This window comes from Bacillus clarus, assembly GCF_000746925.1.
Taxonomy (GTDB): Bacteria; Bacillota; Bacilli; order Bacillales; family Bacillaceae_G; genus Bacillus_A; species Bacillus_A clarus.
Genome location: NZ_JMQC01000008.1, coordinates 178,996 through 192,321, shown reverse-complemented (window position 1 = coordinate 192,321; position 13,326 = coordinate 178,996). Strand labels below are relative to the sequence as shown.

Genomic DNA, 13,326 nt, shown 5'->3' with positions numbered 1-13,326 from the left:
TTATAAATTCTTAAACGCACTGATTTGTTGTCGTGTAAATGGTTCCATGTTTTTACCGGATACATAGTTTTGGTACCAGTCAATAGTCCAAGAAATGGCTTGTGCGGTTGATAATTTTGGAATCCATAATAATTCTTTCATCGATTTCGAACTATCAAGTGTTAAAATGGGAGATTCGTAAGGAGAACTAGTAGTAGGTGAGAGTATTGATAATTTTTTATTCCATAGCTTCACGACTATTTGAATTAATTCATTCACTGTCATATGAGGTTGATCGATTGGTCCAAAATTCCATGCTCCTCCATAGTTAGTGTTGTCCCAAAGTCTCTCAGCTAAAAGTACATAGCCATTTAATGGATCTAATACATGTTGCCATGGGCGAATTGCATTTGAGTTTCTTATATACAATGTACTGCCCTGCATATATGCACGAATGATATCTGGAAATAGTCTATTCTCTGCCCAGTCCCCACCACCAATGACGTTACCAGCTCTTACTGAGGCGAGGTTAGGGGTATTAGAATGAAAGAAGGATTTTTGATAAGAGGTTGCGACTAATTCAGCACAAGCTTTACTAGCACTATAGGGATCGTGTCCGCCGAGGCGATCGTTTTCGTGGAAGGCACGGTTGCCAGTTCCATCATTTTCATAACATTTATCACTCGTAACATTAATAATAATACGTACACTTTCTACATGTTTTGCTACTTCTAGTACATGAACAGTTCCTAAAACATTCGTTTTAAAAGTTTCAATAGGATTATTATATGAAGTCGTGACTAGTGGCTGAGCGGCTAAATGAAAGATAACGTCTGGTTTACTTTGTATAGCGGCCTGTAATAAAGAATGGTAATCCGTAATATCGCCTTTCATTGTATGACATTCTTTTGCTGCTTTAGACTGTTCAAAGAGGTAAGGGGTTGACGGGGAATGAGAAGAATATCCAGTTACTTCTGCACCGAGAGAAGTTAAATAAAGTGTGAGCCAAGTACCTTTAAACCCGGTATGCCCAGTAATAAATACTTTTTTCTTATGCCAAAATGATGGAGTAGCCATATTACCAAACCTTCCATGGAGCATTGTTACTTTCCCATAGCTCGACTAATTTTTTCTTATCTCGAAGAGTGTCCATCGGATGCCAAAAATCAGTATGTTTATACGCAGAGAGTTCATTTTTGTTTACTAATTGAACTAAAGTATCAGTCTCAAAAACAGCTGTATCTCCGCTAATATAATTGAAAACTTCAGGGCATAAAACAAAGAAACCGCCATTAACCCAACCGCCATCGCCTAGAGGTTTTTCTTTGAATGCTGAAACAGATTGTTCATCTATTATAAGAGAACCGAATCTACCGGGGGGTTGAACAGCGGTAACGGTAGCGATTTTCCCATGTTTTTTGTGGAATCCGATAAGTGTTTTTATATTTACATTACTCAATCCATCACCATACGTAAGACAGAAAGATTCGTCTCCAATGTACTTTTGAATTCTTTTGACACGCCCGCCAGTTTCTGTATTTTGCCCTGTATCGATAAGTGTCACTTTCCAAGGTTCTATATGATGTGAATGGCTAGTTATCGTATTATCGTTTAATTGAATAGTGAAATCTGACATGTGTAAATTGTAATTTAGAAAAAATTCTTTAATTGCATAACCTTTGTAACCTAAGCAAATAATAAATTCAGTAATACCGTAATGACTGAATAGACTCATAATATGCCAAAGGATAGGCTTTGTCCCGATTTCAATCATAGGTTTTGGCTTTAAATGTGTTTCTTCCCCAATCCGAGTACCATACCCACCAGCAAGAATAACAGCTTTCATTTTCTCCTCCTTATAACACTAGCAGATTTTTTAGATGATTTTTTTTATACTATTCAGCTTTTTCTTTAATGGTGTTGTATTCAGGCAAAGAGATAAAAAAACAGTATGGTTCGTTATCTTTATGGGATACCATATCGTAAGATAAATCTCATAATAATGGGTATATAAGAACTTATTCCAGTAATATAATGATTTATTGAAATGGGGTAATTCTTTTTTGTATGAAAAGTCTCAATATGATCTGTTTATAATTATTAACAGTTAGGGGATTATAAATCTGGAAATATTACTTTATATTCTGGGATTAGTCGAAGATCTTCAGTTACAGTTGCATAGTTTATATAATTTTTTTCTAATTCATCTAATCCTGCTAGGTGATAAATACCTAAACCATGCTGGATACTGTGTGCAGAAAGAGTAGGGCCGATTTGCAATTTTCGTTTTTTCATATCTGTATTCCATGGACTGTAAAAGAACTTTAAAACGAAAGCAGGATACAGGTAAACGATAAATGGATGAGGCGACCAATGTCTTCCTGCTGTATAGTTGCCATGTATATGTTTATGCAGTAATCTACCAACAAAAGGGGAAGTGGGATCATGGGGAAATATTCCATGATAACGTTGTTCGACTAATGGGAGTTCGTATTTTGGATTTGTATAACCGTGATTAGGGTCATCCACCATCATAATTACCCTAATTGAATACATGTTTTGTCCTAAAATATTAAGAGATGAAAAAAATGCTTCTTTATCAAAACAGCAAAGAAATTCAGTGGTATTTAACACCATTTTCCAACCTGTGATTTCTTTTTCGATTTCCATAACTTCTTGATCGACTAATATGGCATCAAACTCTGATACTTTTGAGTCGCGGACTTCCCAATGGGGGGCAAATAATTTGCATATTTCAACAGAACGATCAGTAGAACCACGGTTAATAAGGATACCATGATCAAATAGTTTTGTATGATGCATCAGCCACCATGGAAGCAAATATTCTTCGTTATAGAAATGAGAAATTAATGTTGTATTAATGAAAATCCCTCCTTTTAAAATTATGTCCGAAAAAATTCTCCTTCCTTAAGCATATGAAGGGGGATAACAAAGCGATAGGTGGAGATGAAATTCGGTTTGGCGCAGCCAAAAGATTTCTAATAAATTAAAGAAATGAAGTTCTTTATCAATTGTAAAGAAAAACATCTAAGCGCTGAATACCGAGAGATGAAATAACTCGAAGCATGTCTCAATGAGACGAGAGGTTGCTTTCGTCGTAGAGCTGAGAAGCACACACCCTTATGCAAAACATAGGTGGAGGGTAGTTCACACATGAATGGAATATTTCCTACTATAGCATGGTATTCAATTTATCTAAAAAGGTTATTTTATAATATAAGTGAGTATAAAAATGTGTACTCACTATTCTTAGTATATGTTTGCTATATACATGGAAAGAGAAAGAATACGGTACACTCTATAGTATTGAGTATACATCTGGTAATCTTGTGAATCGGATTTTAGTTGAGTTTAGTATATCTACATTCATTTTAATGTTTAATAGATTGAAAATCAGCAACATACAGTAGAGTTTTTTTGTATATGTTGTGAATAATAAACCGTCACGTTTGACTGTACAGTTTATGTATTGTATGATGTTCTTAATATAAATAAGGGGGGGAAGATCGTTGGGAAGGTGTATCGAATCGGACAGTTGGCTCACTTGGCTCATGTGTCGAAACGAACGATTGATTATTATACGAATCTAGGTATCTTAAAAGCGGAGCGATCTCAATCTAATTATCGCTATTACGACGAAACAGCATTTGAAACACTACAATTTATTGAGAAATGCAAAGAAATTCATATGCCGCTTTGTGAGATTAAAGAGAGAATCGAGGAGAAGAAGAAGCTGCTCGGTATCAATGAACACGTTTCGAAACAAGTGAATGAAGTGACAGACCATATTCATCGATTAGAAGCAGAGTTAACTGAGTTAAAACCTCTATTAGATGAATTAACTGATTCACAACGTGAAAAAATATCGAAATCTTTATCTGGTCAAACGACAGCTTTAATACAGACACTTGCTCTATTATTATAGAATAAGTAGTTATCCGACCTCTTTAATTTTTGTATAGGGCTATGTTTTCTAATAAAAAGATGAGAAAACATTATAGTATACAGGAGGTGGACACCTTAGTTTTTTAACTAAGGGGATTCATTGGAAATATTTAATTTAGTCATGGTTGCGATTTTAATCGCATTTACTGGATTTTTCGTAGCAGCAGAGTTTGCGATTGTTAAAGTACGTTCAAGTCGCATTGATCAGCTTGTTGCGGAAGGAAAACGCGGTGCGTTAGCAGCGAAAAAGGTAACAACAAATTTAGATGAATATTTATCTGCTTGTCAATTAGGTATTACAGTTACAGCGATGGGACTAGGTTGGTTAGGTGAACCTACTATAGAAAAATTATTACACCCGTTATTTGAGAAGTGGAATTTAAATCCTTCCATTTCACAAGTGTTAACATTCGGTCTTGCATTTATGACGATGACATATTTGCACGTAGTAGTCGGAGAGTTAGCACCAAAAACAATGGCGATTCAAAAAGCTGAAAGAGTAACATTGTTATTTGCAGGTCCGTTAATGATGTTCTATAAAGTGATGTATCCTTTTATTTGGATACTGAATGGTTCGGCTCGTCTTGTAACTGGTTTATTCGGTTTGAAACCAGCTTCTGAACATGAAGTAGCTCATACAGAAGAAGAGTTACGTCTTATTCTTTCAGAGAGCTATGAAAGTGGAGAAATTAATCAAGCTGAATACAAGTATGTAAATAATATCTTTGAATTTGATAATCGCATTGCGAAAGAGATTATGGTGCCACGAACAGAAATCGTAGGCTTCTATCTTGAAGATTCAGTAGAAGAACACATGAAAATCATCCAAAGTGAAAGATATACACGTTATCCAATCTTTGGTGAAGATAAAGATGATATTATCGGTATGGTCAATGTAAAAGATTTCTTTATTCGATATATGAACAACGATAAAGAAGATTTATCATCGATTCGCACGTATATGCGTCCGATTATTGAAGTTATGGAAACAACTCCAATTCACGATCTATTACTGCAAATGCAGAAGAAGCGAATTCCGATGGCTGTGTTATATGATGAGTACGGAGGAACAGCTGGAATTGTAACGCTTGAAGATATATTGGAGGAAATCGTCGGCGAAATTCGTGATGAATATGATGAAGATGAAGCACCACCAATTCAACATGTAAATGAATATCACAAAATTGTTGATGGAAAAGTGTTAATTACAGAAGTGAAAGACTTATTTGGATTACACATTGAAGAAGAAGATGTAGATACAATTGGTGGATGGATCATGATGCAGAATCATGAGATTGAAGAAGGACAATACGTTGAAGCTGAAGGTTATGAGTTTAAAGTATTAGAGAAAGATGCTTATCAAATTAAACGTGTTGAAATTCGAAAAATGGATCATCAACAAGAGAAAGCAGCAACTGTGTAAGTTGCTGCTTTCTTTCTCACTTATAATAAAACTTGAAATTAGGAGCGGATATTTTGGTTCAAGTAGCTTTACGTGTATATCGACTACAATTGTATACAATTTTTAGTTGTTTACTATTGATGTGGGCTGTTACTCCGTTTGGAAAACAAGTAACAGGGTTTGGAATCGGATTAGCGGTAAGTGCATATTGTCTTTGGTTATTAGCTCGCAGAGTGGAGAAAATAGGAAGAAGTATTGTGCTTAAGGAAAAAGCTCCTGGATTAGGGATTTTAAATCGATTTGCAGCTGCTATATTAGGAGCGATTATTATGTATGAGATTGAGCATGAAATGAAAATGTGGGCATTTGGTACGGGAATTTTAGGTGGGCACTTTTTAATGATTGCGAATCTGGCTTATGCAAATATGCAGCTAGTGAAAGAAGAAGAGAAGCGAAAGGAAAGTGCTTCTCAAAAATCGAATTAATAATAAAAAAGAGCCAGGGAAATGGTTCTTTTTTTGTTTCATATGGAGCATACTTTTACAATCATATATTTCTCATGAAAAATTCAAAAAAATTTAGAAAACCCATCGCTTTCTAAAGCTTATGTATGTTATTATGACAAAAGACTTTTTGAAAGAGGTGGATAAAAATGTTACAAGCGTTACTTATTTTTGTGCTTCAAATTATTTACGTTCCAGTATTAACAATCCGTACGATTTTGCTTGTAAAGAATCAAACGAGATCCGCTGCTGGTGTTGGATTGTTAGAAGGAGTAATCTACATTGTAAGTTTGGGTATTGTATTTCAAGATTTATCAAATTGGATGAATATTGTTGCCTATGTCATCGGCTTTAGTGCTGGACTTTTATTAGGCGGTTATATAGAAAATAAATTAGCAATTGGGTATATTACGTATCAAGTTAGTTTACTAGATCGTTGTAATGAATTAGTAGATGAATTGAGACATTCTGGATTTGGCGTTACAGTATTTGAGGGGGAAGGAATAAACTCCGTTCGTTATCGCTTAGATATTGTTGCAAAGCGTTCCCGTGAGAAAGAGCTTTTAGAAATTATTAATCAAATAGCACCGAAAGCGTTTATGTCTTCTTATGAAATCCGGTCTTTCAAAGGTGGATATTTAACGAAGGCAATGAAGAAAAGAGCATTAATGAAAAAGAAAGATCATGCATCATAAATAAAAAGGAAGGAGCTGAGAAGCTGCTTCCTTTTTATTTTTCTGTATTATCGTATAGAAATTTATCCCGCTATTTGAGGGCGGTAAGATTCTCACCTCAAAATTCGGCGGAAGTAGAGAAGTTAGGCGGGAGATCAATTGCCCGTAAAACCCCCACTGATTAAAGTTTCACTTTATCGCCTTCCAAGCTAAGTTCTTTATTTTTTAAAATATGAAGTGCGATAAATCCAATAATTCCGAGTGTGCCGAAAACAATCCACGGTGTATGCATACGTTGCATATTTGATGTAAACCATGTACCTGTATAGTTACCAATCATAAACCCGAAAGCAAGTGATAGTTGATAAAATCCGAAATAAGTAGCTGTGTAAGATTCATTACTGTAATTCGCAATTGCGATATCAGCGTTAGGTAATACGAGTGTTTCACCAATAGTAAATAAAATTACACAACAAAATAGCCAATATGGGTGTTGGAATAAGGGGATGAGTAAAAAAGAAATGCCCATTAATAAAACACCATATTTTATAATCGAGAGAGTATTGTATTTATGAAAAATCTTTCGGAATAAAATCATAAATAAGACGCCCGTCGTTGCGTTAATTGTAATGACAAATGCCCCTAACTGACTACTATGACTTATATTTGTCATATGAAGCGGGAGAGCGACAGTTAATTGAGTAAACATAATGTAAAAGAAAGTCATAATAAATGAAAATGAGAGAAAATGTTTGTTTTTTAATGTGACTTGTAATCCAGATAAGATCGGTGTATTTTCAGTTGAAACTTGGAAGTGAGCTTTAAGAAAATAAAGAAGAATAGCAAATAATAACATAAGTGATCCGGCCAGTATGAAAGGGTATATCGGGTTCCATAAAAGTAAGAAACTCCCTGCGATTGGACCGATAATGGCACCGCTATTAAAAGCGAGGTTTAAGTATGTAAATAAATCTTTTCTAAGGTGAGCCGGTTGTGAGCCGAATACAGCACGAGCAGCTGGTTCGTAAAATGCAGTACCAAATCCAATGAGTGAAGCGGAAATAGAAATTGCGTAAAAATCTAAAAATATTCCTAAACAAACAAAGCCAATCCCTCTTAATAGTAATCCGAATATCATCATAATGATATTGCCTATTTTGTCAGCAATTATACCGGAAAGTAGAGGGACAACTCTTGAAGTAATTATCATAACGGTTAATATCGTTCCTACTTGCATTGCAGAAAAATGTAGAAAAAGAGATAAGTAGATAGCTAAAAATGCATATACAGCAAAGTATCCAAATGCCATAAAAAATGAAGAAACAAGCATAAAACGTATCGGTATGGAAAGGCTTTTCATAAAATTCCTCCTATTTAATTGTAACCATTAATTTTTTTTACTGGTTAACTATTGTATATTATAATTATACATAAAGTCAGAAAAAAGTAAATTTTAGAAAGATGGTGAATACCTTTGAGTCAAAATCAAGAAGCACCGGGTCAACTCGAGATAATAAGGGAGTTTTTAAATACATGGAGAATACCGAATGATACAAGAACCCCTATAGATCAGTTTCAGACAGTAGATGATGTTATAACATTTAGGGGGAAATATTGGGATGAAGAGTCTTCTTTTCATACGTTGGATGAGTTAAAGCAATTTAGAGAGGAAATTCGTCTTGCTGTTGAAGAACAGGGAACGTTGCAAAAGTGGTTTGAGAAGTATTCATTCCGAGTATGTGTGACAGAAAATATGGACGATATTACATATGAACCGATAAGAGAAAATAATTTGTATACGATGATGTTACAAATTATTTTGACGACTATTAATGAAAAACAATGGGGAAGGTTAAAAGCATGTCCAGATTGCCGCTGGGTCTTTTATGATCATTCTCGTAATGGAAGTAAAAGATGGTGTGGTATGTATGCAGGAGGGAAAGAAGGAAGAGCCTGCGGTACCATCGCAAAAGTGAAAAATTATCGAGCTAAGAGAAAAGGAAGATCAGGTTATAACGGCTAATTAGTATGGGGGGAAGAAAAAAGAGGGGAGAATGTAAGTGATGGAACAAACAAAAATGTTAGAGCTAAATAAAAAGTGCTGGGATGTAGTTGCACCGTATTTCTTTCAAGTAGATTGTTTACCTAAGTATGGACCATATACTGTTTCTGAAGATGAAATTCATTTGTTTGATGCAATTGAAAATAAAAACGTCCTTGACATTGGTTGTGGCAGTGGGCACTCTTTACAATATATGGCGAAGTGTGGTGCGAAAAAATTATGGGGACTCGATCTTTCAGCGGCACAAATTGAGGCAGCGCACCAAACGTTAGATGCATGGAATCATCATTTAATTTGTGGTGCAATGGAAGACGAAGTAAACATTCCAAAAGAGTATTTTGATATTGTTTACTCTATATATGCGTTAGGATGGACGTCAGATTTAAGAAAAACATTGGGACTTATATATTCGTATTTAAAACCAGGAGGGAGTTTTATTTTTAGTTGGGAGCATCCGGTGTATTCAAATTTACTGTACGGAACAGAAGAAATTGTTTTAAAGTCTTCTTATCATGAGGAAACTCCTATTACGTTTGAAACGTTTAAAGGGAAAGAAGTACAAGCAGTGCTATACAAAAGAAAAATGAGCACATACATAAATGAGCTAATTAGAGCAGGATTTACAATTGAGAGAATAGAAGAGCCTGAACCATCTAGTGCATTTGATGAAGAAATAGCTAAGCCTTCTACAAAATATTACTCTTTATATAAGGCTAGAATGTTGCCGACAACTTTAATTATTAAAGCGAGAAAATAATTTGTTGTCTAAAAAGAAGAAGAAAAAACACAAGGTACACCTAAAAAGGAATACCTTGTGTTTTTTAGTCAAAAGAATTTTAAGACATGGTTCTTATCTTTTTGGTTGAAAAATATGCTGGAAAAAGTATTTGTGATGCAAGTTATCGACCATTTTGTTTGCTTGATACGTACGTTGTTGTTCCAATCGAATGCGCTGCTCCATCATTTTTACTTCGTGATCTGATAAACGTAACATTATACATATCCCCTTTTCTATAAATATAGGTTTCTAGATGATATCGATTCCATACTTTATAGTTAAGGAGGTACACTGTGTAACATAGGCAAAGAGCACCTTCCTCTCCCATTACGCTTACGAGGTTAGCTGTCGGACTCGGGAAGTGAGAGTTTCCCTACTTAAAAAAGATTCGCCCCAAGTAGCATAGCTACATAAATGGTTCCCCCGCTCCAAAATTTGGACTCAGCAAAAGGTTTTATAAAGTAAAAATTAACATAAATAAACAGTTAAGTCAAACTATTTTATGTTTTCTGTTTTTTTATTTTCGTAAGAATCATACCGTCAGGGAGTGTTGTATCTTTTATTTTAATGAAGCCGTGTTTTTTATATAATGCGACAGCAGGAGTATGTACTTTTCCTGTTTGTACAATGTATGTCATTGAAGGAGGGAACATGTTAAATATATATAATAATAGCTTCGTTGTAATTCCTTTTGGAAAAATATCCATAGAATGTTTCATTGCAATTTTGAATATCGTTTACAGTATCATATAAACGAGGGAGTGCAGTACTGTTTATCCCGCTATTTGAGGGCAGCCCGATTGGTGTGGGCTAATAATCAGTGGGGGATGGAAAAACCCCACTGATTAAAGTTTCACTTTATATAAGTTTGCTTCAATTGCATAAGCTGGAATTTGAACCGTTAAAATAGATGTTGCTACTTCATAAGAAGTGGAAAGTAATTTATTAATCATAGATAATGAATTCTTCTTCGGATATGTTATATCGATATAATTGATTTATGGGTAAGTTTGCATCACCATCAACTTAAGAAACGGATACTTCCCAAAACGAAAAAATAAACCGTTTTCTGTCAAGAACACACGAAATTTTCATCCAGGGGGTATTTATTTTTGTTAGCTTGATAGCGATGGGGTTAACCCCATCTTTTTTTATTTTTCTATACAAATTTACAATGTGTACTTATTGATATTGGGTTTACCCGACGACTTACACTTGATGTAATTAAAAAGTTAAGTGAGGTGCAATATGTATGGAGAGTTTAAAAATGGATATAGAGCATGAAAAGGATTATAAAGAAGTAAAAAACATATACCTCTATTCAATAGGGAAAACTGTATCGATATTCGGGACATCTATTTGTAATTTTGCATTAGGATTATATGTATTACAAATGACGGGGTCAGCGTTAAGTTTTACGGTTACACTCGTATTAGGGATTATCCCTATGATTATTATTAATCCCTTTGCTGGGGTAATTGTAGATAAAGTTAATAAAAAGAAGTTAGTCGTTTTCATGGATATACTTAGTGGGATTTTGTTAATTGTTGTTTATATAGTAAGCACAAAATATGAATTAAACTTACTGATCATTTATATTACTACTTTTTTCATGACCGTATTTACTACTTTCTTTGGGATAGGATTAGAAGCTGCGAAACCAAACATCGTCTCTGAAAATATGTTAATGAGCATTAACTCTATCAGTAAAATCATTGACTCTATTTCTTCGATTCTTGGGCCGATGTTAGGGGGGCATAGTCTTTGCAATCTTTGATATTCAAACTTTTATTATCATTAATGGGATTTCTTTTATTCTTTCTGGTTTACCAATGCTTTTTATTCATTTCAAACTTTACGATTATGAATCAAATGAAGACCGTTTTGAAGGGGAAATTAATTTTATTACAGATATAAAAGGTGGATTTTACTATTTAATGGATAGAAAAAGTATAAAGAATACGTTTATTATACTAGTTTCAATTAATTTCTTTCTAGGATTTGCTGTGACTGTCCCATTCCTTTACATTATTAATACTGTGCTTCATCTCAGTTCTAAGGAATTTGGTATGATTCAAGGCGCTTTCCCAGTCGGTATGATATTAGGTGCTATACTAGTAAAAAAGATAACTGACCGTTTTTCCTATTCCTTTCTTTTAAAATATTTAAGTTTTATGCTAGCAGTTTTTATGATTGTTTCAGGATCCCCATTTATATTGATAGGTGTAGAAATAGATGATATTATTTATGTCATTTTTACTGTACTATCATGTTCTTTTTAGGATTGATTATTGCGCTTATTGATATTCCTTTGGCGTATTTGGGGTTCAGCCGAGATATGTGTAAAAATGGGTCATAGACTGTATTTTATTCCTATTAAATAAACCCTGAATTGATTTAACTGTAACCCTAAAAACTTTTCACCTGTTTTATTGTATAAATACTAATAAAAAACCAAGCGTATGTTATACGCTTGGTTTATCATGATTAATTGCTTTATCTCGCAACAAGACATTAGGTACGATACGAATATAAATCAGCTCACTAATAAGTTCAACAATAGTTTGGGTAACAATTATAGCTGCTACTAGGGTGCTTATCTCTGGTAAAGCTAGTCCAAGAGGAAGGACTACTAAAGAATTCCGAGTAGCACTACTGAAAATCAGTGCTCTTCCTGAACCAACATCTAATGTAAATAATTTAGCAATAAGAGGCATAATTACCATAAAAGCAATATATATAGGAATAACTTTAATAACTTGGTCTAGAAAAACAGGTAGTTTTTCTATTTGAGAGATAACAACTATAAAAAGAGTTGCAGCCATAAAAGGAACTGGAAGCCAAGCTGAAATATTTAAAGTTCTTTCACTAATTATTGATAATATTCAACAAAAGGAGGATACAAAAACACCCAATATAAAAAAACAAAAGCCATATTTCATAAGAGGATATTCATGATTATTATCCATTTAATTCATGCGGAAATACAGTAGGATTTCCCTATTTATAAGGGGGGATTTTATTAGTTTTATAGCAATGTACTGTGAGCTTTAATCGGGAATCGCAATCGAAGTTCGAAATATTTACAATAATTAGACAAAATATAGTAACATTTTTACATCTGTTAATCTCTCTGTTGTTATACTATGAACTCATAGGGCCTTAAGTTTTATATGTAATAAAAAATCTTAAACACATATTAAAAGGAGGCGAATTTCATGGGTGGCGTTTTATTTTGTCAAGCAACATGTGTTGTACCTTGGGCTGCTTTATGATTTTTTTTCGGGTTTCAAACCTAATATTTACTAAAAATAACGGATGAATTTCAACTAGCATCACGGGTAACACGGGTAAGAGAGTGTCTAATAAATCAACTGTGAAGTTAGAAGTAAAAGAGGGGAAAGCGTATAGCTATGCATAAATATTTGGTAAAACAACATGATGCAACGGATTGCGCAGCAGCCTGTCTTGCAATGGTGTGTATGTATTATAAAAAAGATATATCTATTACAAAGTTAAGAGATTTATTGGGAACTGATATAAAAGGAACTACACTAAAGAGTCTTGAGTCAGGAGCCAAAAGATTAGGTTTTGATGCAAAAGCGATTAGGGTAAATCGTGAAACATTTACGAGTAAATTTTCTCTTCCGGCAATTGCTCATATTATTACTAAAGAAGGGGTTACCCACTTTGTTGTTGTTCATAAAATTACAAAGCATAGTGTTGTTGTTTTAGATCCTGCAAAAGGAAAACAGAAAATGTCAATCATTGAGTTTTTTAATTATTTTGATGGAATCTTATTATTACTTGCACCCAACAATGAATTTGTAGTAGAGAGTAATAAAAACAAAAATACTTTGCGAACTTTTATAAAGTTGCTTATGCCACAAAAAATGTTATTTGTTTATAGCATTATTGCTTCTTTGTTATTAACAATCTTAGGAGTATAATCTGCTTTCTTT

The 13,326-nt window shown here is 33.9% G+C and carries 12 protein-coding genes, 3 pseudogenes and 1 riboswitch; of the genes and pseudogenes, 8 read left to right on the top strand and 7 right to left on the bottom strand.

The features are described 5' to 3' along the window. The 3 genes from rfbG to DJ93_RS01695 form a co-directional block, all read right to left on the bottom strand. On the bottom strand, window positions 1–1,056 hold the full coding sequence (gene rfbG / locus DJ93_RS01705; RefSeq protein WP_042978903.1) for a CDP-glucose 4,6-dehydratase: 1,056 nt from the start codon (window positions 1,054–1,056) through the stop codon (window positions 1–3). Window position 1,057: 1 nt separating this feature from the next. Then, a complete protein-coding gene (gene rfbF, locus DJ93_RS01700; protein ID WP_042978902.1) occupies window positions 1,058–1,825 on the bottom strand; it encodes a glucose-1-phosphate cytidylyltransferase in 768 nt (255 codons plus the stop codon). A gap of 269 nt (window positions 1,826–2,094) precedes the next feature. Next, complete coding sequence (locus tag DJ93_RS01695; protein ID WP_042978901.1) at window positions 2,095–2,802, bottom strand: hypothetical protein; 708 nt, start codon at window positions 2,800–2,802, stop codon at window positions 2,095–2,097. A gap of 715 nt (window positions 2,803–3,517) precedes the next feature. On the opposite strand from DJ93_RS01695, the gene DJ93_RS01690 reads away from it, so the two are divergent. The 4 genes from DJ93_RS01690 to DJ93_RS01675 all read left to right on the top strand — a co-directional run bounded on the left by DJ93_RS01690 (window position 3,518) and on the right by DJ93_RS01675 (window position 6,545). Then, complete coding sequence (locus DJ93_RS01690; RefSeq protein WP_080743310.1) at window positions 3,518–3,925, top strand: MerR family transcriptional regulator; 408 nt, start codon at window positions 3,518–3,520, stop codon at window positions 3,923–3,925. Window positions 3,926–4,045: 120 nt separating this feature from the next. Then, window positions 4,046–5,368, top strand: a complete 1,323-nt coding sequence (locus DJ93_RS01685) for a hemolysin family protein (protein ID WP_042978900.1) — start codon at window positions 4,046–4,048, stop codon at window positions 5,366–5,368. Between the two features lie 53 nt (window positions 5,369–5,421). Continuing rightward, the gene (locus DJ93_RS01680) at window positions 5,422–5,832 is read left to right on the top strand and encodes an ATP synthase subunit I (RefSeq protein ID WP_042978899.1); all 411 of its coding nucleotides are present in this window, start codon (window positions 5,422–5,424) and stop codon (window positions 5,830–5,832) included. 167 nt (window positions 5,833–5,999) lie between these two features. Further along, complete coding sequence (locus DJ93_RS01675) at window positions 6,000–6,545, top strand: DUF2179 domain-containing protein (protein WP_042978898.1); 546 nt, start codon at window positions 6,000–6,002, stop codon at window positions 6,543–6,545. A gap of 160 nt (window positions 6,546–6,705) precedes the next feature. Here the strand turns inward: DJ93_RS01675 and DJ93_RS01670 are convergent, their stop codons facing one another. After that, window positions 6,706–7,884, bottom strand: coding sequence for an MDR family MFS transporter (locus DJ93_RS01670; RefSeq protein ID WP_042978897.1), 1,179 nt, complete (start codon window positions 7,882–7,884; stop codon window positions 6,706–6,708). 108 nt (window positions 7,885–7,992) lie between these two features. Between DJ93_RS01670 and DJ93_RS01665 the strand changes: the two genes are divergently transcribed. Next, on the top strand, window positions 7,993–8,547 hold the full coding sequence (locus tag DJ93_RS01665) for a CGNR zinc finger domain-containing protein (protein WP_042978896.1): 555 nt from the start codon (window positions 7,993–7,995) through the stop codon (window positions 8,545–8,547). 40 nt (window positions 8,548–8,587) lie between these two features. After that, entirely contained in the window at window positions 8,588–9,343 is a 756-nt protein-coding gene (locus DJ93_RS01660) for a class I SAM-dependent methyltransferase (protein WP_042978895.1), read from the top strand. 93 nt (window positions 9,344–9,436) lie between these two features. Here the strand turns inward: DJ93_RS01660 and DJ93_RS33055 are convergent, their stop codons facing one another. After that, window positions 9,437–9,580, bottom strand: a complete 144-nt coding sequence (locus tag DJ93_RS33055; RefSeq protein WP_002172701.1) for a hypothetical protein — start codon at window positions 9,578–9,580, stop codon at window positions 9,437–9,439. A 98-nt stretch (window positions 9,581–9,678) separates the two neighbouring features. Next, window positions 9,679–9,821: riboswitch (cyclic di-AMP (ydaO/yuaA leader) on the bottom strand. Between the two features lie 43 nt (window positions 9,822–9,864). Then, window positions 9,865–10,317 (bottom strand): annotated as a pseudogene (locus DJ93_RS01650) (GNAT family N-acetyltransferase). A gap of 299 nt (window positions 10,318–10,616) precedes the next feature. Here DJ93_RS01650 and DJ93_RS01645 point away from each other — a divergent pair. Further along, window positions 10,617–11,684: pseudogene (locus tag DJ93_RS01645) on the top strand (MFS transporter); the annotation flags it as partial. 145 nt (window positions 11,685–11,829) lie between these two features. Here the strand turns inward: DJ93_RS01645 and DJ93_RS01640 are convergent. Continuing rightward, a pseudogene (locus DJ93_RS01640) lies at window positions 11,830–12,231 on the bottom strand (arsenic resistance protein); the annotation flags it as partial. Between the two features lie 546 nt (window positions 12,232–12,777). On the opposite strand from DJ93_RS01640, the gene DJ93_RS33050 reads away from it, so the two are divergent. Further along, window positions 12,778–13,314: a cysteine peptidase family C39 domain-containing protein gene (locus DJ93_RS33050; protein ID WP_196777058.1), complete on the top strand. Its 537-nt coding sequence runs from the start codon at window positions 12,778–12,780 to the stop codon at window positions 13,312–13,314. Window positions 13,315–13,326 lie beyond the last annotated feature (12 nt).